This window comes from Bradyrhizobium sp. USDA 3650 (genome assembly GCF_054057395.1).
The window spans coordinates 3,569,992-3,592,023 of the sequence record NZ_JBSRZG010000001.1 but is presented as its reverse complement, the minus strand read 5'-3'; the positions used below and the strand labels follow the sequence as shown (position 1 = coordinate 3,592,023).

At 64.2% G+C, this 22,032-nt stretch carries 17 protein-coding genes; 4 read left to right on the top strand and 13 right to left on the bottom strand.

What is annotated here, in order from left to right:
- Positions 1–169: 169 nt before the first annotated feature.
- Genes ACVIN2_RS16655 through ACVIN2_RS16645 form a run of 3 tightly spaced genes read right to left on the bottom strand, consistent with a single transcriptional unit; the run spans position 170 to position 3,715 of the window.
- Positions 170–901: an ABC transporter ATP-binding protein gene (locus ACVIN2_RS16655; RefSeq protein WP_456766363.1), complete on the bottom strand. Its 732-nt coding sequence runs from the start codon at positions 899–901 to the stop codon at positions 170–172.
- On the bottom strand, positions 898–2,667 hold the full coding sequence (locus ACVIN2_RS16650) for a branched-chain amino acid ABC transporter ATP-binding protein/permease (protein WP_456766362.1): 1,770 nt from the start codon (positions 2,665–2,667) through the stop codon (positions 898–900). Before ACVIN2_RS16650 ends, ACVIN2_RS16655 begins: the two co-directional genes overlap by 4 nt.
- 7 nt (positions 2,668–2,674) lie before the next feature.
- Positions 2,675–3,715, bottom strand: a complete 1,041-nt coding sequence (locus ACVIN2_RS16645; protein ID WP_456766361.1) for a branched-chain amino acid ABC transporter permease — start codon at positions 3,713–3,715, stop codon at positions 2,675–2,677.
- Between the two features lie 176 nt (positions 3,716–3,891).
- On the opposite strand from ACVIN2_RS16645, the gene ACVIN2_RS16640 reads away from it, so the two are divergent.
- Positions 3,892–4,413 (top strand): MarR family winged helix-turn-helix transcriptional regulator, encoded by a 522-nt coding sequence (locus ACVIN2_RS16640; protein WP_456766360.1) that lies wholly within the window; start codon positions 3,892–3,894, stop codon positions 4,411–4,413.
- Between the two features lie 56 nt (positions 4,414–4,469).
- Here ACVIN2_RS16640 and ACVIN2_RS16635 read toward each other — a convergent pair whose 3' ends face one another.
- From ACVIN2_RS16635 to ACVIN2_RS16590, 10 genes are all read right to left on the bottom strand, one after another.
- Positions 4,470–6,566 (bottom strand): putative bifunctional diguanylate cyclase/phosphodiesterase, encoded by a 2,097-nt coding sequence (locus ACVIN2_RS16635; RefSeq protein WP_456766359.1) that lies wholly within the window; start codon positions 6,564–6,566, stop codon positions 4,470–4,472.
- A gap of 218 nt (positions 6,567–6,784) precedes the next feature.
- Positions 6,785–8,068: a glycerate kinase type-2 family protein gene (locus ACVIN2_RS16630; protein WP_456766358.1), complete on the bottom strand. Its 1,284-nt coding sequence runs from the start codon at positions 8,066–8,068 to the stop codon at positions 6,785–6,787.
- A gap of 190 nt (positions 8,069–8,258) precedes the next feature.
- The gene (locus ACVIN2_RS16625) at positions 8,259–9,488 is read right to left on the bottom strand and encodes an ABC transporter substrate-binding protein (protein WP_456766357.1); all 1,230 of its coding nucleotides are present in this window, start codon (positions 9,486–9,488) and stop codon (positions 8,259–8,261) included.
- 239 nt (positions 9,489–9,727) lie between these two features.
- A complete protein-coding gene (locus tag ACVIN2_RS16620; RefSeq protein ID WP_456766356.1) occupies positions 9,728–10,954 on the bottom strand; it encodes an ABC transporter substrate-binding protein in 1,227 nt (408 codons plus the stop codon).
- A gap of 120 nt (positions 10,955–11,074) precedes the next feature.
- Positions 11,075–12,310, bottom strand: coding sequence for an ABC transporter substrate-binding protein (locus ACVIN2_RS16615; RefSeq protein WP_456766355.1), 1,236 nt, complete (start codon positions 12,308–12,310; stop codon positions 11,075–11,077).
- 31 nt (positions 12,311–12,341) lie between these two features.
- Positions 12,342–13,358, bottom strand: a complete 1,017-nt coding sequence (locus ACVIN2_RS16610; RefSeq protein WP_456766354.1) for a branched-chain amino acid ABC transporter permease — start codon at positions 13,356–13,358, stop codon at positions 12,342–12,344.
- 2 nt (positions 13,359–13,360) lie between these two features.
- Positions 13,361–14,239 carry a branched-chain amino acid ABC transporter permease gene (locus tag ACVIN2_RS16605; RefSeq protein ID WP_007599708.1) on the bottom strand — a complete coding sequence of 293 codons (879 nt, stop codon included), beginning with the start codon at positions 14,237–14,239 and terminating at the stop codon, positions 13,361–13,363.
- Positions 14,240–14,251: 12 nt separating this feature from the next.
- Positions 14,252–14,965 carry an ABC transporter ATP-binding protein gene (locus tag ACVIN2_RS16600; RefSeq protein WP_007599709.1) on the bottom strand — a complete coding sequence of 238 codons (714 nt, stop codon included), beginning with the start codon at positions 14,963–14,965 and terminating at the stop codon, positions 14,252–14,254.
- On the bottom strand, positions 14,962–15,759 hold the full coding sequence (locus ACVIN2_RS16595; RefSeq protein ID WP_007599710.1) for an ABC transporter ATP-binding protein: 798 nt from the start codon (positions 15,757–15,759) through the stop codon (positions 14,962–14,964). Before ACVIN2_RS16595 ends, ACVIN2_RS16600 begins: the two co-directional genes overlap by 4 nt.
- A 66-nt stretch (positions 15,760–15,825) precedes the next feature.
- On the bottom strand, positions 15,826–16,692 hold the full coding sequence (locus ACVIN2_RS16590; protein ID WP_007599713.1) for an IclR family transcriptional regulator: 867 nt from the start codon (positions 16,690–16,692) through the stop codon (positions 15,826–15,828).
- A gap of 128 nt (positions 16,693–16,820) precedes the next feature.
- Here ACVIN2_RS16590 and ACVIN2_RS16585 point away from each other — a divergent pair, with 128 nt between their 5' ends.
- The 3 genes from ACVIN2_RS16585 (at position 16,821) to ACVIN2_RS16575 (ending at position 21,918) form a co-directional block, all read left to right on the top strand.
- The gene (locus ACVIN2_RS16585; RefSeq protein WP_456766353.1) at positions 16,821–18,917 is read left to right on the top strand and encodes a 3-hydroxyacyl-CoA dehydrogenase NAD-binding domain-containing protein; all 2,097 of its coding nucleotides are present in this window, start codon (positions 16,821–16,823) and stop codon (positions 18,915–18,917) included.
- A gap of 122 nt (positions 18,918–19,039) precedes the next feature.
- A complete protein-coding gene (gene pimA, locus ACVIN2_RS16580) occupies positions 19,040–20,734 on the top strand; it encodes a dicarboxylate--CoA ligase PimA (protein WP_456766352.1) in 1,695 nt (564 codons plus the stop codon).
- Positions 20,731–21,918, top strand: coding sequence for an acetyl-CoA C-acyltransferase (locus ACVIN2_RS16575; protein WP_354209515.1), 1,188 nt, complete (start codon positions 20,731–20,733; stop codon positions 21,916–21,918). Before pimA ends, ACVIN2_RS16575 begins: the two co-directional genes overlap by 4 nt.
- The last annotated feature ends 114 nt before the right edge of the window (positions 21,919–22,032 follow it).

Below are 22,032 nucleotides of genomic sequence, written 5' to 3'. Positions count from 1 at the left end.
TGCCCCCTCTCCCCTTGCGGGAGAGGGTGGCTCGTCGCGGAGCGACGAGACGGGTGAGGGGTCTCTCTCCGCGAATGAAGCGCTTTCCGTTTGGATGGATACCCCTCATCCGGCGCTTCGCGCCACCTTCTCCCGCAAGGGGAGAAGGGAAGAGGAGTTCACGGCGCGCTTACAACACAGTCGCGCCTTCGTGCTGGAAGCCGAGATAGCTGGCGGCGACGCGCTCGTTTGCCGCGATGTCGCTGGCCTTGCCGCTGAGCACGAACTCGCCGAGCTCCATGACATAGGCCTGATCCGCGATCTTGAGCGCGGCCTGCGCGTTCTGCTCAACCAGCAGCACGGAGACGCCGGCGGCACGCAGTTCGGTGACGATGCGGAAAATGTCGGCGACGATGATCGGGGCGAGGCCAAGGCTCGGCTCGTCCAGCATCAGGAGCTTGGGCTCGCCCATCAGCGCGCGGCCCATTGCGAGCATCTGCTGCTCGCCGCCGGAGAGCGTGCCGGCGAGCTGCTTGCGCCGCTCCTTGAGCCGCGGAAACAGCGTGTAGACCCGCTCCATCGAGGCTTTCGCCTTGCTTCTCTCGATGCGGAAGGCCCCTAGCTCGAGATTGTCCTCGACATTCATGGTCACGAACAATTCGCGGTGCTCGGGAACGAGGCCAAGTCCCATGGCGACGCGGTCCTCGATGTCGAGCCGCGACAGATCCTGACCTGCGAATGAAACGCGCCCCTTCAGCGGCAAGATGCCCATGATGGCGGAGAGCAGCGTGGTCTTGCCGGCGCCGTTGGCGCCGACGATGGTGACGATCTGGTTCTGGCCGACTTCGAGCGAGACCGAGCGCACGGCCTCGACCTTGCCATAGGCGACATGGGCATCAGTGACGGACAACAGCGCGCTCATGCCGCCACTCCGAGATAGGCCTTGATCACTTCGGGATTGGTCTTGATCGTGGCCGGCGTTCCTTCCGCGATCTTGGTGCCGAAATCGAGCACCACGATGCGGTCGGCGAGGTTCATGACGAAGCCCATGTCGTGCTCGACGAGCAAGACGCTCATGCCGCCGTCGCGCAGCTCCCGCAGCAGGCTCGCGAGCTGCTGCTTCTCCATGTGGCGCAGGCCGGCGGCCGGCTCGTCGAGCAGCAGCAGCATCGGATCGACGCACAACGCACGGGCGATCTCGACGATCCGTTGCTGTCCCAGCGACAGCGAGCCTGCGAGCTGATGCATCTGCTCGCCCAGTCCGACGCGCTCGATCTGGCGGGCGGCTTCGGCGAGCAGCTTTGCCTCATCAGCGCGGTCGAGCCGCAGCATCGAGGAGATCGGTCCCGAATGGCCGCGCAGATGCGCGCCGATCGCGACATTCTCCAGCACGGTCATATCAGGCACCAGCTTGACGTGCTGGAAGGTGCGGGAGATGCCGAGCTTGACGATCTCCTGCGGCGGCGCCCTGTCCACCTTGTTGCCGAGCACGGAGATCGAGCCCGAGCTGGCCGACAGCACGCCGGTGATCAGGTTGAAGGTGGTGCTCTTGCCTGCGCCGTTGGGGCCGATCAGCGCGACGATCTCGCGAGCCTGAACGTCGAAGGAGACATTGTTCACCGCGACCACGCCGCCGAATTGCTTCCGCGCCTTCTCGACCTGAAGCAGGACGCTGGATTGGCCAGGCGAGCGGGTGCGCTGCTCCAGTTTCAGCGAAGTGTCCGGCTTCTTGCCACTGGTACGCTGGGGCAGGAACGACATCAGCCAGGGCCAGACGCCGCCGGGTGCGAGCTGGAGCAGCGCCACCAGCATGATGCCGAACACGATGGTCTCGACCTGGCCGGAGCCGGGCAGGATCAGCGGCAGGTAACTCTGCAGCACTTCCTTCAGGACCACGACGAGCGCCGCACCGAGGACGCCGCCCCAGACATAGCCGGCGCCGCCGACCACGGCGATGAAGAGATACTCGATGCCCGCCTGTGCGCCGAACGGCGTCGGATTCACCGCGCGTTGAAGATGGGCGTAGAGCCAGCCGGAGAGGCCGGCGAGCACGGCGGCATGGATGAACACCAGCATCTTGGCCCGCGGCGTGTGCACGCCGAACGCCTCGGCCGCGACATGGCCGCGCCGGAGCGCGCGGATGGCGCGGCCGGTGCGGGAGTCCAGCAGGTTCATCGTGAGCAACGCCGAGAGGATCACGGCAACCCAGATCGCGTAGTAGATCGAACCGGGCGAAAGCATTTTGAACGAGCCGATCGACAGCGGCGGGATCGCCGAAATGCCGTCGTTCCGTCCCAAAAACTCCAGCTTGCTGAAGAGATAGAACAAGCCGAGTCCCCAGGCGAGCGTGCCGAGCGGCAGATAATGGCCGGAGAGACGGACCGTGACGAGGCCGAGCAGCACCGCCAGCAATCCGCTGACCAGCAGCGACAGCGGCAGCGTCAGCCAGGGCGACATGCCGTAGGTCGTCGACAGCACCGCAGTCGTGTACGCGCCGAAGCCGACGAAGGCCGCTTGTCCGAACGAGGTCAGGCCGCCGACGCCGGTGAGCAGCACGAGGCCCATCGCGACCAGGGCGGTGAGGCCGACATTGTCGAGCAGCACGATCCAGAACGGGGGCATGCCCGGAACAAACGGGATCGCCGCCATGACAGCTGCGAAGATGAGGATGGGGAGCCGGCTCTGCATCTTGGCGTCAGTCCTTCTCTTCCTCGACCGCAGGCGCCGCGAGCGAGCGCAGCAGCAGCACGGGAATCAAGAGCATGAAAACGATCACCTCCTTGTAGTTGGAGGCATAGAAGGACGAGAACGCCTCGACGATGCCGACGACCAGCGCCGCGACCGCGGTGAGGGGATAGCTGACAAGCCCGCCGATGATCGCGGCCACAAAGCCCTTCAGGCCGATCAGGAAGCCCGAGTCGTAATAGAGCGTCGTGATCGGCACGATCATGATGCCCGACAGTGCACCGATGACGGACGCCAGCAGGAAGGCGATCTGCCCGGACAGCGTGGTGCGGATGCCGACGAGCCGGGCACCGAGCCGGTTCACGGCGGTCGCGCGCAGCGCCTTGCCGTAAAGTGTCAGCCCGAAGAACAGCCACAGCCCGACGATGAAGGCGATGGTAATGCCGTAGACCGTGATGCTCTGGCCGGTGAAGCGCAGCGCGCCGGCGGTGAAAGATCCCGACAGCACGGCAGGTCCGCGCTGGCCTTCGGCGCCGAAGAACAAAAGGCCCAAGCCCTGAAGCGCGAGGTGGACGCCCACCGAGGCGATCAGCAGCACCAGCACCGACGTGTGCGCCAGCGGCTGGAATGCGATGCGGTAGAGAAACAGACCGATCATCGCCACGATCACCAGCGACAGCGCGATGCACACCGCAACCGGCGGTTTCTGGGCGGCGTAGTAGACAGTCAGCGCCAGCACGATGGCCGGTAGCACGATATTGGTGAGGACGCTGCGCAGCACCAGCCGTCCGTGCAACGCCTTGCGCGCGGCGAACAGGTCGAACGCGAAAGCGCCGAGGCCCAGGGCAAGCGCGAGTTTCGCCGTACCCGGCATCTGGCCCGCAGCCAGCGAGGCATAGGTCAGCGCGCCATAAGTGACGAATTCGCCTTGGGGAATGAGGATGACGCGGGTGACGGCGAACACCAGCACCAGCGCCAGGCCGAGCAGCGCATAAATCGCGCCATTGGTGATGCCGTCCTGCAGCAGGAACAGCATGATGGTGGTATTCAAGACCGGACGCTCCCCCTCAAAGATTCAGGACCGGTCCCCTGATTGTGGTGGACGGTCCGCTCACAGCCATTGAACAGCGCTGACGATATTTGATATGGTCCATAACAATTATCAAATATAACATCAAGGGTGGCGAACGATCCTCCCGAACTTAACGGGATTGCGAGCATGAGGCGATGACCGTTTCCAAAAGCGCTGAAAAGTCCTCTGAAAAACCCGCCGACACAGCCAAGGGCCGCAAGGACGCGGCCGAAGGGCCCGGCGAAGCCCTCCAGCTCGGCGAGCTCTCGGAGCAGCTCGGCTATGTCCTGAAGCGGGCACAGCTCAAGGTGTTCGAGAACTTCCTGCGCTGCATGGCCTCGCTCCAGCTCACGCCGGCGCAGTTCTCCGTGCTGCTGCTGGTCGAGAAAAACCCCTGCCGTAACCAGACCGAGATCGCCTCCACGCTCGGCATCCTGCGCCCGAATTTCGTGGCGATGCTCGACAATCTCGAGAGCCGCGATCTCTGTGCGCGGATCCGCTCCACCAACGACCGCCGCTCGCACATCCTGGTGCTGACCGACAAGGGCAAGGCCGTGCTGGCCCGCGCCAAGAAGCTCGTCGCCACCAAGCACGAGGCGCGGCTGAACGAGGTGCTCGGGCCGTCCAACCGCGAAGCCCTGCTCGGGATGCTCTCGAAGATCGCCAACGAGTTTTGACGGTTGATTGCCCCGGCGACCGGGCATTAAACCCGGAATCCCGGGCGGGCTGGCGGTTATGCCGCAGCGAACCGGTCGGGCATGGCAGGTGCTTCCGCGGACAGGAAACGCCGCTCGATTTCAGCGGCGGGCAACGGCGGGCTGAACAGATAGCCCTGCATTTCCGTGCAGCCCTCCGCTGCGATCCGGTCCCGTTGCTCCTCGGTCTCCACGCCCTCCGCCGTCGTCGTCATGCCCATCCCGCGCGCCAGTGCCGCCACCGCTCGTACGATGCTGAGGGAGGCCGCATTGTTTTCCACGCCGCTGACGAAGGACCGGTCGATTTTGATCTTGTCGAAGGGGAAGCATTGCAGATAGGTCAGTGACGAATAGCCGGTGCCGAAATCGTCCATGGCGACCTTGATGCCCAGCGCGCGGAGCTGGTGCAGCGTCGCCAGCGTCCCGTTCCTGTCCTGCAGCAGAACGCTCTCCGTGATCTCGATCTCCAGCCGCCGCGGATCGAGGCCGGAGGCTGCCAGCGCGCCGACGATCACCTCCGTCAGGCCCGGTTGGCGGAATTGCACCGCCGAGATATTGACGGCGACGTGCAGATGGTCCGGCCACCGGCTTGCAGTGGCACAGGCCTGCCGGATCACCCACTCACCGATCGGCACGATCAGGCCGATCTCTTCCGCAAGCGGGATAAAGCTGTTCGGCGCGACCAGTCCGCGCCCTGGATGTCGCCAACGGATCAAGGCTTCGAAGCCGCTGATCTCGCCGCCGTCGGTCTTCACGACCGGCTGGTAGTGCAGTTCGAACTCGCCGGCGGCAAGGCCGTTGTGCAGGTCCTGCTCCAGCGCGCGACGGCTTTGTGCCTCTTCGCCCATGGCCGGTTCGAAGAAGCAGTGCATGCCGCGGCCGTCGCTTTTTGCGCGATACAGGGCCAGATCGGCATTGTGCAGGAGTCGCTCGGGCGTCGAGCCGTCGCCGGGCGCAATAGCGATCCCGATGCTCGCGCCCACAATAGCCTGGTGTCCATCGAGCCCGAACGGGGCACTCAGCGTGCTGACAGCGTCACGCGCCAGCGTGTCCGCTTCGCTCGAATCGGAAATCGGCGTCTGGAGGATGACGAATTCATCGCCACCCATGCGCGCGACGGTATCGCTGTCGCGCGCGAGCTGCTTGAGGCGGCGGCTGACATCCTGCAGCAGGATGTCGCCGGCCTGGTGGCCCAGGGTGTCGTTGACAGCCTTGAACTTGTCGAGATCGATGTGGTGGATCGCGAACGTCCCGCCCTGTTCGAGCGCCTGCTTGAGGCGCTGACCGAGCACGGCGCGATTGGCGAGGTCCGTCAGCGCGTCGTGGTGCGCCATATGCGCGATCTGCAATTCCGCCTTGCGCTGCTCGGTGATGTCTTCGTGGGTCGCGACCCATCCGAGATCGGGCATCGGTCGGTGCCTGATCTTGAAGGTTCGCCCGTTCCGCATCTCGACGATGCTGTCCATGGCCTCGGCCGACGCGGCGACATCGGTCCGCCATGTGGCGTATTCCTCCCGCGTCATCGCCGGCACGCTGCCGGCTTCGAAGCGCAGGTCGAGGATCTCCTGGAGTGGCGTGCCCGGACGAACGCGGTCGGGCGGCAGGCCGTACATTTCGATATAGTGCGTGTTGCAGACCAGCAGCCGATGGTCGGCGCTGAAGAAGCAAAGTCCCTGCGACATGTTGTTGATCGCGATGTCGAACTGAAAATTGCGTTCCTGTAGCCGCGCACTGAGTTCTTCGCGCTCTGTAATGTCCTCGTGCGTCGCCATGCCGCCGCCGTCGGGCAGGGGATGGATGGTGTAGGCGATGATTCGCCCGTCGGCGAACTGCTGGACCGTCTGCTCGCTGACGACCGAGCCCTCCGTGCGGGCGAGGACATAGGCGCCGGCTTCTCCGCCGATGTTCAGGCCCAGTTCGAGCCGATGCTGGATCAGGTCCTTGATCGGCGTGCCCGGGTGCACCTGTTCGGGCGAGAGCGCGTACATCTCGCGGTAGCGGGGATTGCAGAAAATGACCCTGCGGTCGCTGCCGAACAGGATGATCCCGAGCCACAGATTATTGGCGGCGCACTTGAGCAGCTCGCCGAGCACGAGCGGATCAATGCTTGCGACCTCCTCATCACTCTGCGTCATGCGCCTTCCCCCGGGACGACGCGATTAGAGCAGGCGGTGGTGAATGAGCCCAACAATTCGCCCAATTTCGGGACATGTTCCTGAAACTGCGGCGAACGCGAGGTTAAGGGCGGCGACGCCCGGCCCCTGGAAAAGAGGATGCCGACTAGAATTAAGAGATCGTTAACCATGCCGTCGCGCCGAACACGCGGAGCCGGCGGGATAGCGATGCCGCGGGGTCAGTCGACCAGGATCACCCTGATATCGTTGACATTGGTCAGCGTGGGCCCCGGCAGCAACAGGTCGCCCGTCGTCTCGAAGAACGTCGTCGCGTCGTTGTTGTCGAGATAGGCCTGCGGCTGCAGCCCCTGCGCCGCCATCTTTGCGAACGTCGCCGCGTCGATCAGCGCGCCGGCGGGGTCGGTGGGATGGCCGGCACCGCCATCGGCGCCGTCGGTGTCGCCGGCGAGCGCGGAGATGTCAGGCGTGTCCTTCAAGAGGCCGGCGAGCGCCAGCGCGTATTCCTGGTTCGGGCCGCCGCGGCCATTGCCGCGCACGGTGACCGTGAGCTCGCCGCCGGAGAGGATCGCGACGCGCTTGCCCTGCGCGCGGGCCTGAAGTGCCAGCCTGGCGTGATCGGCGGCAACGTCGCGGGCCTCGCCTTCGAGATCGGCGCCGAGATCGATCGTCTCGTAACCGGCCTCCTGCGCGAGTTTCACCGCAGCGTCGAGCGATTGCTTCGGACGCGCGATCAATTCGAAATGCGCGCGCGCGAATGCGGCGTCACCGGGCTTGCAGCTCTCGTTGGCGGGGTCGTCCAGCGCACGGCGGACGGCATCATCGATGTCGAGCTTGTACCTGGCGACGATGGCGCGCGCATCATTGAGCGTGGTCGGATCGGGCACGGTCGGACCGGAGGCGATCGCGGAGGGATCGTCATGCGGCACGTCGGAGATCGCAAGCGTCACGATCTCGGCGGCATTTTTGCCCGCGCGCGCCAGCCGGCCGCCCTTGATCCGCGACAGATGCTTGCGCACGACATTCATCTCGCCGATCGGCGCGCCGGAGCGGAGCAGCGCCTTGTTGACCGCCTGCTTCTGCGCGAAGCTGATGCCGTTGACGGGCGCGATCCAGTTCGCCGAGCCGCCGCCGGTGAGCAGCACCAGAAGCAGATCGTCCGGCCCGGCCTCGGCTGCGAGCGCGAGCGTATCGGCCGCGCCCTTCAGGCCGGCTTCGTCAGGCACGGGATGACCGGCCTCGACCACGCGGATGCGGCGGGTCGGTACGCCGTAGCCGTGACGCGTGGTGGCGATGCCGACCAGGCGTTCCGGTGCGAGCCCGAGCGTGTCGAGATAATGCCGCTCGGCGGCGGCAGCCATCGCGGCCGCGCCCTTGCCGGCGGCGAGGCAGATCACGCGCCCCCTCGGCGCGGGCCGCAGGTGCGGCGCCAGAATCGTGCTCGGATGAGCGGCGGCAACGGCGGCGTCGTAGAGCGCGCGGAGCAGGGGGCGTCGATCGGTCATGACGAAAGGCCTTGAGCGGACAGGAAAGACTGGCGGCAAAGCGCGCCGCTCACCTGCCTACCTCATCATGGGCCAAAGCGTAAGCCGGCTTTGCCATCATTCGATTGTGCAATCGCGTGATCATAATCGACGCGCAAGCAAAAACCCCCTGCGATGGTTCGCAGGGGGTTTTCACCGTCGTTGGTATCAGTTAGCCGCCGACGTCGGCGCTGATCACGTCGCCGAACAGCTCCCACTTGTCGCCCTTGAACTTCTCGAGCTGGAGCTGGCTGATCGGCGCGAAGTCGGTCGGCGACGTGTTGATCTGCACGCCCGGCAGCAGCACCTCGGTGCGGAAGTTCTTCAGGCTGGCGGCCTGCTTCATGACGTTCGCGCGCGTGAGATCGTCGCCGCACTGCTTGAGGATCTGGACCAGGGTCTGCGCCACGCCGTAGCCGACGATGGTGCCGTGGTCGAGCTTGTCGCCGTCCGGAAAGTACTTGTTCATGAACGCGACGAAGTCCTTCATGCCGGGATCGCTGTTCCACTGCGAGTCCGAGATGTCCTTCAGGTAGTCGGCGGAGATGATGTCCTGCGAGTTCTCGAAGCCGGCGGGCTTGAGAACGCTGCCGACGGACGCCGAGACGTTGTTGAGGAAGTGCAGCGGCTTCCAGCCGATCTCGGCCACCTTCTTGATCGCCTGCGCTGCGAATTTGGGCGTCGTGATGTTCATGAAGACGTCGGCGCCGGTCGACTTCAGCTTGACGATGTGGTTGTCGATGGTCGGCTCGGACGTCTCATAGCTCTCTTCCATGACGATCATCGACGCGGCCTTGGCGCCGAGGCCGTCCTTCAGGCCCTTGAGATAATCCTTGCCGTAATCGTCGTTCTGGAACAGCACGGCGATCTTGGCATCCGGCTTGTTCTTGAGCAGCCACTTCGCGTAGATCTGCGTTTCGCTCTGGTAATTTGGCTGCCAGCCCATGGTCCAGGGGAAGTTCTGCGGATCGTTCCACTTGGTGGCGCCGGTCGCGACCAGGAGCTGCGGCACCTTTTTCGAGTTCATGTATTTGTGGATCGCCGAGTTCGGCGGTGTGCCGAGTGAGTTGAAGATCAGGAGGACTTCGTCGCTCTCGACCAGCTTGCGCGCCTGCTCCACCGTCTTCGGCGGCGAGTAGGCGTCATCGTACGAGATGAAGTTGATCTTGCGGCCGTTGATGCCGCCTTCGTCGTTGATCTTCTTGAAATAGGCCGCTTCCGTCCGTCCGATGATGCCGTAGGCGGAGGCCGGTCCGCTGTAGGGCATGATGTTGCCGATCTTGATCTCGGTATCGGTCGCGCCGGTATCGTATTTCTTCTGAGCCGATGCAGTGGAGGCCGAGGCCGCAATGAGCGCGAGCGCGAGTGACGCGGCCGCAAGTTTGCCGGTGACAGCGGGCATTCCTATCTCCCTATTTTCTTGGTGTGTGCGCGTCCCTTTTCTTGTGTTGCCTGTTTTTGGTGACGCAGCCGCAATTCAATACGATTTACTTGATGCCTTCAACAGAAAGCCCCCGCGGCGGGGGGGCTGGGGCTGCTTCTTTAGTAGTCAGGGACGGGCGTGCGCGCGTGTGCGACTGCGAGAAGGTGTATCCGTCTGAGTTGACGAACCGATCTGGAGCGAGTTTGAGTTGCGCGGCTTCAGTGGCCGAGCTCGCTCGAGATGACGTCGCCGAACAGCTCCCATTTCCGGCCCTTGAACCGCATCATCTGGAGCTGCTCGATCGGGGCGAAATTATCGGCTGCGGTGTTGATCTTGATGCCGGGCAACAGGGTGTCGGGCTCGAAATCCTTCAAGGAAGCGGCCTGCTTCATGACGTTCTCGCGGGTGAGATCGTCGCCGCACATTTGCAGCACCTTCACCATGGTTTGGGCTGCGGCGTAGCCGAACACCACGCCGGCATCGAGCTTGTTGGCCTTGGGATCGTATTTGGCGAGGAAGTTGTAGAACTTCTTCATGCCGTCATCGGCATTCCATTGCGGGTCGGAGCCGTCCTTGGTGTAGCTCGCCGACAGGATCCCTTGCGAGATCTCGAGCCCCGCCGGCTCGAGCACGCCGCCGACCGAGGCCGAGACGTTGGAGATGATGTGGACCGGATGCCAGCCGATCTCGGCCGCTTTCTTGATCGCTTGCGCTGCAAATTTCGGCGTGGTGATGCTGACGAAGATGTCGGCGCCGGAGGCCTTCAATTTCACGACGTGCTCGTCGATTGCCGGCTCCGACGTGTCGTAACCGTCTTCCAGCACGATCATCGAGGCCTTGGGGCCGAGGCCTTCCTTCAGCCCTTTCAGATAGTCCTTGCCGAAATCGTCGTTCTGATAGAGCACGCCGATCTTGCCGTCCGGCTTCTCCTTCATGATGTACTTGGCGTAGATGCGCGCCTCGCTGGCGTAGCTCGGCTGCCAGCCCATGGTCCAGGGATATTGCTTCGGATCGTTCCACTTCGAAGCGCCGCTCGCCACGAATAATTGCGGCACCTTCTTCTCGTTCATGTATTTGCGGATGGCGCCGTTGGTGGAGGTGCCGAGCGAACCGAAGATCAGCAGCACCCCGTCGCTCTCGACCAGCTTGCGGGCCTGCTCCACCGTCTTCGGCGGCGAATAGCCGTCGTCGTAGGAGATGAACTTGATCTTGCGGCCGCCGATGCCGCCCTCGGCATTGATCTTGTTGAAATAGGCTTCCTCGGCCTTGCCGATCGCCGCATAGGCGGAGGCCGGGCCGCTATAGGGCATGATGTTGCCGATCTTGATCTCGGTATCGGAAGCGCCGCTGTCGTATTTCTTCTGCGCCAGGGCCGGGCCACTCATCGCAGTGCACAACGCGAATGCGGCCAGAACGCCCGCAACCTGAAATCGAACGGCAGTCATCTTTCTCCACCCGGAACGGATCGCCGCCGCATTGAACAAGATTGATGCGGGACGTCAACAAAAAGCCCCCGCGATCGTTCGCGGGGGCTTCTCGATGTATCGGACTATTGCGTCAGAGCGTCACTCCGTGGCGATGTCGCCGCTGATGATCTCGCCGAAGAGTTCCCACTTCTCGCCCTTGAAGCGCTGCATCTGGAGCTGTGCGATCGGGGCGAAGTCGGTGGCGCCGGTGTTGATCTTGACGCCGGGCAGCAGGGTGTCCGGTGCAAAATCCTTCAACGAGGCCGCCTGCTTCATGATGTTGGCCCGGGTCAAATCGTCGCCGCACATCTCCAGGACCTTGGCCAGCGTCGACGCCGCGCCGTAGCCATAGACCATGCTGGTGTCGGACTTGTCGGCGCCCGGCATGTACTTGTCGACGAACTCGTTCCACTTCTTCATGCCGGGGTCGTTGGCCCACTGCGGGTCCGTGGAGTCCTTGGCATAGGCCGCCGACAGCACGCCCTGCGCAGCCTCGAAGCCGGCCGGCTTCATCACGCTACCGACCGAGATCGACACGTTGGTGAGGATCTGCAGCGGCTTCCAGCTCAGCTCGGCGGTCTTCTTGATGGTCTGGGCCGCGAACTTCGGCGTTGCGTAGATCAGCAGGACGTCGGGATTGGCCGCCTTGATCTTGACGATGTGACCGTCGATCGAGGGCTCCGATACCTCGTAGCTCTCTTCCATGATGATCATGGACGCGCCCTTGGCGCCCAGGCCGTCCTTGGTGCCCTTGAGGTAGTCTTTGCCGAAATCGTCGTTCTGATAGAGGATCGCGATCTTGGCGTCCGGCTTCTCCTTCAACAGCCATTTCGCGTAGATCTGCGCTTCGCTCTGGTACGAGGGCTGCCAGCCCATGGTCCAGGGGAAGTTCTTCGGGTCGTTCCACTTGGTGGCGCCGGTGGCGACGAACAGCTGCGGGATCTTCTTGGCGTTCAAATACTTCTGGATCGCGCTGTTCGAGGGCGTGCCGAGCGGGTTGAACACGACGATCACTTCGTCGCTCTCGACCAGCTTGCGGACCTGCTCGACGGCCTTCGGCGGCGAATAGCCGTCGTCATAGGTGACGAAGTTGATCTTGCGGCCGTTGATGCCGCCCTTGTCGTTGATCATCTTGAAATAGGCTTCTTCGGTCTTGCCGATGATGCCATAGGCCGACGCCGGACCGCTGTACGGCATGATGTTGCCGATCTTGATCTCGGTATCGGACGCACCGGTGTCGTATTTTTTCTGGGCGAATGCGGCGCCGGAAGTGAGAGTGATGACCGCCGTTGCCGTCACCAGCGCAGCGGTTCGCAGTGTTCTTTCAAAAAACAATTCGGGTCTCCTTGGCTTAATCAACGGATTGTCAGTTCTTTCTGAGCCGGCCGACGAGTTGCTGGCCCATGATCGCGATCTGCCTCGCGCCGTGTGGCACGAGGTAGATGACGGCGAACAGGAGTACGCCGAATACGGCGCCGGAGAGGCCCTTGGAAATGCCCTCCGCCATGTTCGGCACGAAGATGATGAAGGCTGCGCCGACGAACGAGCCGGGCAGCCAGCCGACGCCACCGACGACCATGCCGAGGAACAGCGAGATCGCCAGCGTGATCGTGTAGCTGTCGGGCGCGACGAACTGCACCGCGATGGCGCCAAGCGAGCCGGCAACGCCGGTGATGCCGGCGGACACGCCGAAGGCCAGCGTCTTGTACAGTGCGACGTTGACGCCCATCGAGGAGGCCGCGATCTCGTTGTCGCGGATCGCCATGAAGGCGCGGCCCGAGCGGGAGCGCAGCAGGTTGACCGAGAAGATGTAGATCGCGAGCACGACGGCGAGCGAGAAGTAGTAGAGCCACGTGTCCTGCGACATCGGCAGCCCGAACGGCGCGTCGGGCTTGGTGACGACGAGGCCCTGCACGCCGCCCGTCCAGTGCTCGAGGAAGTTCAGCTTCAAGAGCTGCGGCATCGCGGTGGCAAGCGCAAAGGTCGCGAGCGCGAGATAGACGCCCGACAGCCGCAGCGCCGGCTTGCCGAACAGGTAGCCGAATCCGAAGCAGACCGTGGCGGAAATCGGAATGGTCAGCGCATAGTTGACGTTGAAGTACTCCATCAGCACCGCCGACGTATAAGCGCCCACGGCGTAGAAGGCGCTCTGGCCGAGCGAAAACTGGCCGGAGCCGCCCGTCAGGATGTTCAAGGCCAGCACCGCGAGCCCGTAGATCAGGAGCATTGTCATCTGGAAGATGATGAAGTTCTTGACGAACACCGGCACGACCAACAGCACCGCCAGCACCAACAGGGAGGTGCCCGTGCCCAGCGTCATCGCCCGCTTCGGAACCGCCTCGACGGCCGGGGCTTCCGTGACGACGTCTTCTGCAGCGCTCATGATCAAACTCGCTTGACGATTTGCCGGCCGAACAGGCCAGCGGGTTTGACGACCAGGACGGAAATGATCAGCGCGAGCGCGATCGGAAGTTTGAGTTCGTTGCCAACGCCCGGGATGTAGGTGCCGGCGAGGTTCTCGAAGACACCGACCAGGAAGCCGCCGACCACGGCGCCGAACGGGCTGGTCAGTCCGCCGAGCACCGCCGCGGCGAAGCCGTAGATCAGCACGCCGCCCATCATGTTGGGCTCGAGGAACACGACCGGTGCGATCAGCATGCCGGCGATCGCACCGATCGCGGACGCCATGCCCCAGCCGAGCGCGATCATCCAGCTGGTGTTGATGCCGACCAGCCGGGCCGATTCAGGCACCGAGGCGGCCGCGCGCATGGCGAGGCCGATCTTGGTGTACTGGAAGAAGAAGTAGAGGCCGAGCAGCAGCAGCACCGTCACGCCGATCATGCCGGCCTGGTGGGTCGAAATCAGCTGGCTGCCGAGGAACGGCGAGGAGCCGAAGGGAGTCGGATACTGCTTGATGGTGAAGTCCCAGATCAGGCCGGCGGAGGAGTTGATGATCGCGAACAGCGCGATGAAGCCGGCGACGTTGGTCAGCACCGGCGCCTTGGCGAGCGGCTTGAACAGGATGCGCTCGATCGCGATGCCGCCGACGAAGGATAATGCCAGCGTGATCACGAAGGCGGCCCAATAGGGAATGCCCCATTGCATCAGCTGCCAGGAGATGAAGGTCGAGAACATCGCCATCTCGCCCTGCGCGAAGTTGAGATGGTCGATCGCCTGGTAGATCATGACCACGGCGAGCGCCATGCAGGCGTAGATCGCGCCCGTGGCGATGCCGGCCAGCACTTGGTTGGTGAACAGCTCCATCGTGCCGGCTCCTCAGTAACCCAGGTAGGATTTGCGGATTTCTTCGTTGTTCGCGATGTCCTTGGCGTTGCCCGACATCACGATGCGCCCGGTCTCGATCACATAGGCCTGGTCGGCGAGCTCGAGCGCGAGCTGGGCGTTCTGCTCGACCACCAGGATCGACACCTTGTCCTCGCGATTGATCTTGCCGAGGATGCCGAACAGGTCGCGCACCACCAGCGGCGCCAGGCCGAACGAAGGCTCGTCCAGCAGCATCAGCCGCGGCCGCAGCATCAGGGCGCGGGCGACCGCGAGCATCTGCTGCTCGCCGCCCGAGAGCGTGCCGGCCTGCTGGGTATGCCGCTGCTTGAGAACCGGGAAATGCGCATACATGCGCTCGATGTCGGAGACGATGCCGGCGCTGTCCTTGCGGGTGATGGCGCCGAGCTGGAGGTTTTCCTCCACCGTCATGGTGGTGAAGGTGCCGCGGCCCTGCGGCACATGGGCGATGCCGAACCGCACGATGCTTTCGGTGGAGCGGTTGTTCAACGGCTTGCCGTCGAACTCGATGCCGCCGGTCGAGCGCACCATGTTGCAGATCGCGCGCAGCGTGGTGGTCTTGCCGGCGCCGTTGGCCCCGAGCAGCGTGGTCAGCGATCCCTCGCTGAGCGAGAAGGACAGGCCGTGGAGCGCCTGGACCTGGCCGTAATAGGCGCGCAGGTCCTTGACGTTGAGCAGCGTCGTCATTGGTCCTTGCTCCCGAGATAGGCCTTGATGACGTCGGGATCCGCCTGCACCTGGGCCGGCGTGCCTTCCGCGAGCTTCTTGCCGAAATTCAGCGCGACGACGTGGTCGGCGATCGACATCACGAGGCCCATGTGATGCTCGACCAGCAGCACGGTCATGTGGCGTTCGTCGCGGATGCGGCGGATGAGGTCGCCGAGCACGTAGACTTCCTCGTGATTGAGGCCGCCGGCGGGCTCGTCGAGCAGCAGGATCTTCGGATCGGCAGCGAGCGCGCGCGCCAGCTCGACGCGCTTCTGCGTGCCGAACGGCAGGCCCGACACGACGGTGTGGGCGACGTCCTCGAGATCGAGATAGGCGAGGATCTCATGCACCTTCTTGTTGACGTCGCTCTCGCTGCGGCGAACCCAGGCCAGCCGTAGCGAGTCGCTGATGATGTCGCTGGAGGTGCGGGCATGGGTGCCGACGCGGACATTGTCCATTACCGACAAATTCGGAAACAGCGCCACGTTCTGGAAGGTGCGGCCGATGCCGATCTCCGCGATCCGGTGCGGCGGGCGCGTCAGGATGCTCGCGCCCTCCATCAGGATGTCGCCGGACGACGGCTGGTACAGCCGCGAGAGGCAGTTGAAGAGCGTGGTCTTGCCGGCGCCGTTAGGGCCGATCAAGCCGAGGATCTGGCCCTTGTGCATGTCAAAGGACACGCCGTTGAGCGCGACGATGCCGCCGAACACGACGCTGACGTCGCGAACCGCGAGCAGGGGCGATGTCCCCTGCGCGAGCTGTGCCTGCGTCATCTCGTCTCGCCCACTCTGTTGGGTGAGCGAAGGAGCGATGTGAACCGCTCTCGATGACAACAAAGGCTATCTGATCCCCTCGGCCACACGCGCAACTTTCCCTCCTGATTTCAGCTTTTTGCTGACGTCTTTTTTGGAATGCGGCATCAGACCCCCAAGTGCCGCTTCGATGTTCCTTACCATCGCAAGCAGACGCGGTCCAATGTCGTTGATCAAACGCTCTTCCGTGAAGCGGAATGCCGGCGCGCCGCAATTGAATGCGTAAGGACCGGTTCCGTCGTTGAGCCTGAGCGCGACGCCGGCGGCGCCGATGTCGTCGTGCCAATCGCCGACCGAAATCGCAAATCCGTATTTCGCGACCGTCTCGCCGGAGCGTTCCAGCCCGTCGCGCATCTTGGGCCAGCGGCTGCCGTAATGTTCGCGCAAGACACGAGACAGTTCCGCCCGATCGTTCTCCTCGAGCGCCCAGAAATAGGCGCGGCCCATCGCGCTGGTTGCAATCGGCACGCGGGAGCCGACGTCAAGTTGAACGCCGACCGTCTCGCTGCCGCGGCTTTGCCCGAAATAGATCATGCTGTGACGGTCGCGGCCGCCGACGGCAACGGCTCCGCCGGTCGCGCGCATCATTTCCTCGCGGAACGGTTCGGACAAATGCCGAACGCCGAGATTGGATAACGCGGCGTAGCCGAGCGCCATCGCGGCCGGCGCAAGCTGATATTTCTCGAAGCGGGGAACCGGCGTCAGATAACCGAGCTTGGTCAAGGTATAGGTCAGCCGCGAAACCGTCGGCTTGGGCAGATTGGTGCGGGCTGCGATTTCCTGATTGCCAAGAAGTCCGTCGCTGGGCTGGAATGCGCGCAATACGTCTAGTCCGCGGGAAAGCGCGACGACGAAATTCCGATCGGTCGCTGTCTTCTTTCCTGTACGCTTCATCCCTGATCTGCTTCTTGCGCGGAGTCGTTGACAAGCCACGTGCTTCAAAATAACCCTGCCGTCAAGATGCGGAATTAAATTCCGCAGTGCGAAATTGAACAAAAGTTACCCCACCAAGGAGGGACACCGTGAGCGAAGTGGTCAAGCTTGAGCGTCATGACGAAGTCGGGATCGTCACGGTCGACAGCCCTCCGGTCAACGCGCTGAGCGCCGCGGTTCGCGGCGGAATTCTGGAATGCATCAAGGCCGCAATCGCCGATCCCGCCATCAAGGGCATCGTGCTGACCTGTGCCGGTCGCACCTTCATCGCAGGCGCCGACATCACTGAATTCGGCAAGCCGCCGAAGGCGCCCGCCCTTAACGACGTGCTTTCCGAGATCGAGAATTCACCAAAGCCGGTCGTGGCCGCGATCCACGGCACCGCGCTCGGCGGCGGCCTCGAGGTCGCGCTCGCCTGTCATTTCCGCGTCGCGGTGAAGGAAGCCAAGCTCGGCCTGCCCGAGGTGAAGCTCGGCCTGCTGCCGGGCGCTGGCGGCACCCAGCGCCTGCCGCGCGCGGTCGGACCGGAGCTCGCGGTCAAGATGATCGTCGGCGGTGATCCGATCGGTGCGGCGGAAGCGCTGAAGAACGGCCTGATCGAGGAGATCGTCGAGGGCCCGGCCGCCGGAGGAGAAGCCTTCGTACGAAAGTTGCTGGCTGAAAAGCGTCCGCTGCGCCGCCTGCGTGACGACGACTCCAAGATCGCGGCGGCCAAGGCCGATCGCTCGATCTTCACCAACGCGGTCGCCGCCATGACCAAGAAGGCGCGCGGCCTGGAAGCGCCGTTCGCGGCGGCCGACGCCGTCGGCTACGCCATCGACCTGCCGTTCGACGATGGCCTCAAGAAGGAGCGCGAGGGCTTCCTGAAGCTCGTCGCCAGCGATCAGTCCAAGGCGCAGCGTTATGCCTTCTTCGCCGAGCGCGAGGCCAGCAAGATCGCCGGCGTTCCTGAAGGGACCAAGCCGCGGCCCGTGAACCGCGTCGCCATCCTCGGCGCCGGCACGATGGGCGGCGGCATCGCGATGTCCTTTGCCAATGCCGGCGTTCCCGTCACCCTGATCGAGACCGGCGAGGAGCAGCTCAAGCGCGGCATGGGCATCATGCAGAAGAACTGGGAAGCGACCGCGGCGCGCGGCGGCATCCCGGCGGATGCGCCCGCCAAGCGCATGGCGCTGATCAACGGCGTTGTCGGCATCGAGAACGTCGGCGACGCCGACCTCGTCATCGAAGCCGTGTTCGAGACCATGGCGGTGAAGAAGGAAGTGTTCGGCAAGCTCGACCAATACGTCAAGCCGGGCGCCGTGCTCGCCTCCAACACCTCGTACCTGAACATCGACGAGATCGCGAAGTCGACCAAGCGTCCGCAGGACGTGCTTGGCATGCACTTCTTCTCGCCCGCGAACGTGATGAAATTGTGCGAGATCGTGCGCGCCGACAAGACCGCACCGGATGCCCTTGTGACCGCGGTCTCGATCGCGCGCAAAATCGCAAAGGTGCCGGCCGTAGTCGGCGTCTGCGACGGCTTTGTCGGCAACCGCATGCTGGCGCAGCGCGGCAAGCAGTCGGAGAAGCTGCTGTTCGAAGGCGCGCTTCCGCAGCAGGTCGACGCCGTCGTGACGAAGTTCGGCATGCCGATGGGGCCGTTCGCGATGGGTGACCTCGCCGGCCTCGACATCGGCTGGCGCTCGCGCAAGGACCGCGGCATCAAGTCGGAGATCGCGGACGCGCTCTGCGAAGCCGGCCGCTTCGGCCAGAAGACCGGCAAGGGCTATTACAAGTACGAAGCCGGCTCCCGTTCGGCGCTGCCGGATCCCGAAGTCGAGAAGCTGATCGATGAGACGCTGCTTCGTTTGGGCCGCAAGAAGCGCGTCGTCAGCGACGACGAGATCCTCGAGCGCATGATGTATCCGATGATCAACGAGGGCGCGAAGATCCTGGAAGAAGGCATCGCCGCGCGTCCCTCCGATATCGACGTGGTCTGGCTCTATGGCTATGGCTGGCCGATCTACCGCGGCGGCCCGATGTTCTGGGCCGACACCGTCGGGCTCAAGCACATCGCCGATCGTCTCTCTTTCTACGCCAAGGAGACCAACGACCCCAGCCTCGAGCCCGCGCCGCTGCTGAAGAAGCTCGCGGCCGAAGGCAAGACGTTTGCGTCATTGGCCGCGACATCAAAGGCGGCTTGATGGAGCCTTGCGCTTCAATTCTCAGTCATTCCGGGGCGCCCCAGGGCGAACCCGGAATCTCGAGTTTCCGGGTTCGATGCTTCGCATCGCCCCGGAATGACTGTCTGTGGTTTAAGGAAGCTATGACCCATCCCGGCGAACAGTTTTATCCCGAGGGCGTGCGCTGGGACGACACCATCGTCCAGGGCACGCTCCCCGACCTGCTGGCAAAAGCCGCGGCCGAGTACGGACCGCGCACCGCGCTGGAATTCCGGGATCGTCCGATCAGCTACACCGAGCTCGCCGCGATGGCCGAGCGCGCAGCCGCCGCCTTCCTGCGCGCCGGCTACGGCAAGAACAGTTCGGTCGCGCTGTTCCTCGGCAATACGCCGGACCATCCCGTCAATTTTTTCGGCGCGCTGAAGGCCGGCGCCCGCGTCGCGCATCTCTCACCACTCGACGGCGAGATCGCGCTGACGCACAAGGTCTCCGATTCCGGTTCGCGCCTGCTCGTCACCACCAACCTCGCGGCGCTGCTGCCGACCGCGCTGAAATTCCTGGAAAAGGGCCTGATCGACCGCCTGGTCGTCTGCGAGGAGGACAGTTGGGGCAAGGTCGGCACGCCGCAGGCACCGATCCCCGATGATCCCCGCATCGTCACCTTCAGGGCCTTCGTCGAGGGCGCGACTGCGCCGGCGCAGTGGCCATCCGTGACGACCGACGACGTCGCGCTGCTGCAATATACCGGCGGCACCACCGGCCTGCCCAAAGGCGCCATGCTGACGCACGGCAACCTCACCTCGGCGGTGTCGATCTTCGACATCTGGGGCAAGCCGTCCCGAGCTGCGCGTGGCGACGTGGTCGAGCGCGTGATCGGCGTGCTGCCGCTGTTCCATATCTATGCGCTGAGCCTCGTGCTGCTGTGCTCGCTCCGCCGCGGCTATCTGATCTCGCTGCATCAGCGCTTCGATGTCGAAGCCGTGATGCGCGACATCGAGGTCAAGCGCGCAACCTATTTCCCGGGCGTGCCGACGATGTGGATCGCGATTGCAGCGCTCCCGGATCTCGAGAAGCGCGACTTCTCCTCGCTCAGCACCATTGGCTCCGGCGGCGCGCCGCTGCCGGTGGAGATCGCGAGTTTCTTCGAGCGCAAGGTCGGCAAGAAGCTCAAGAGCGGCTGGGGCATGACCGAGACCTGCTCGCCGGGCACCGGCCACCCGCCGGTTGGTCCCGACAAGCCGGGCTCGATCGGCCTGATGCTGCCCGGCATCGAGCTCGACGTCGTCGCGCTGGACGATCCGACGCGCGTATTGCCGCCGGGCGAAGTCGGCGAGATCCGCATCAAGGGCCCGAACGTCATCAGGGGCTATTGGAACAAGCCCGAGGGATCCGCCGAGGCCTTCGTCGACGGCCGCTTCGTCACGGGCGACATCGGCTATGTCGATAGCGACGGTTATTTCTTCCTGGTCGACCGCAAGAAGGACATGATCATCTCCGGCGGCTTCAACGTTTATCCGCAAATGATCGAGCAGGCGATCTATACCATACCAGGCGTGCACGAGGTGATCGTGCTCGGCATTCCCGACTCGTATCGCGGCGAGGCCGCAAAAGCCTTCATCAAGCTCAGGCCCGGCGCAAAGCCGTTCTCGCTCGACGAACTGCGCGCGCAGCTCGCCGGCAAGCTCGGCAAGCACGAAATGCCGGCGGAGGTCGAATTCGTCGACGATCTGCCGCGCACGCCGGTCGGAAAGCTGTCGCGCCATGAGTTGCGCCAGCAGCAGAAACCATCACAATCCGCCCAACTTGCCACCCGACTTGCATCAGGAGATCGCTCTTGACCGACGCCGTCATCGTTTCCACCGCCCGTACCCCGATCGGCAAGGCCTATCGCGGCGCGCTCAACGCCACCGAGGGCGCAACCCTGCTCGGCCACGCCATCGGCGAAGCCGTCGCGCGCGCCAAGATCGATCCCAAGGAGGTCGAGGACGTCGTGATGGGGGCGGCGCTCCAGCAGGGCGCGACCGGCGGCAACATCGCGCGCAAGGCGCTGCTCCGTGCCGGTCTCCCCGTCACCGTCGCCGGCACCACCATCGACCGGCAATGCGCCTCGGGCCTGCAGGCGATCGCGCTCGCCGCACGTTCGGTGATTTTTGATGGTGTGGAGATCGCGGTCGGCGGCGGCGGCGAGTCCATCTCGCTGGTGCAGAATGACAAGATGAACGGCTTCCATGCGCAGGACCCGGCGCTGCTCGAGATCAAGGGCGAGGTCTACATGCCCATGATCGACACCGCCGAAATCGTCGCCAAGCGCTACGGCATCTCGCGCGAGAAGCAGGACGAATATTCGCTGGAGAGCCAGCGCCGCACCGCCGCGGCCCAGCAGGGCGGCAAATTCAAGGACGAGCTCGCGCCGATCACCACCAAAATGGCGGTGACCGACAAGGCGACCGGTGCAGTCTCGTTCAAGGACGTCACGCTGTCGCAGGACGAGGGCCCGCGCCCCGAGACCACCGCAGAAGGCCTCGCCGGCCTCAAGGCCGTGCGCGGTGAAGGCTTTTCGGTCACCGCCGGCAATGCCAGCCAGCTTTCGGACGGCGCCAGCGCGAGCGTGATCATGAGCGACAAGGAAGCGGCGAAGCGCGGGCTGAACCCGCTCGGCATCTTCCGCGGCTTCGTCTCCGCCGGCTGCGAGCCGGACGAGATGGGCATCGGCCCCGTGTTCGCGGTGCCGCGCCTGCTCAAGCGTCATGGCCTGACCGTCGACGACATCGGCCTGTGGGAGCTCAACGAAGCCTTCGCGGTGCAGGTGCTGTATTGCCGCGACAAGCTCGGCATCGACCCCGACAAGATCAACGTCGACGGCGGCGCGATCGCGGTGGGCCATCCCTACGGCATGTCGGGCGCGCGTCTCACCGGCCACGCTCTGATCGAAGGCCGCCGTCGCAAGGCGAAGTATGCGGTCGTCACCATGTGCGTCGGCGGCGGCATGGGCGCCGCAGGGCTTTTTGAGGTGTTGCAGTAACCGTCGTCCCGGCGAAAGCCGGGACCCATACGCCGCAGCAGGCGTTTGGGGCACAGACAATAATGGCCTGTGCAAGACAACAAAGAGTTGTGGTTATGGGTCCCGGCCTTCGCC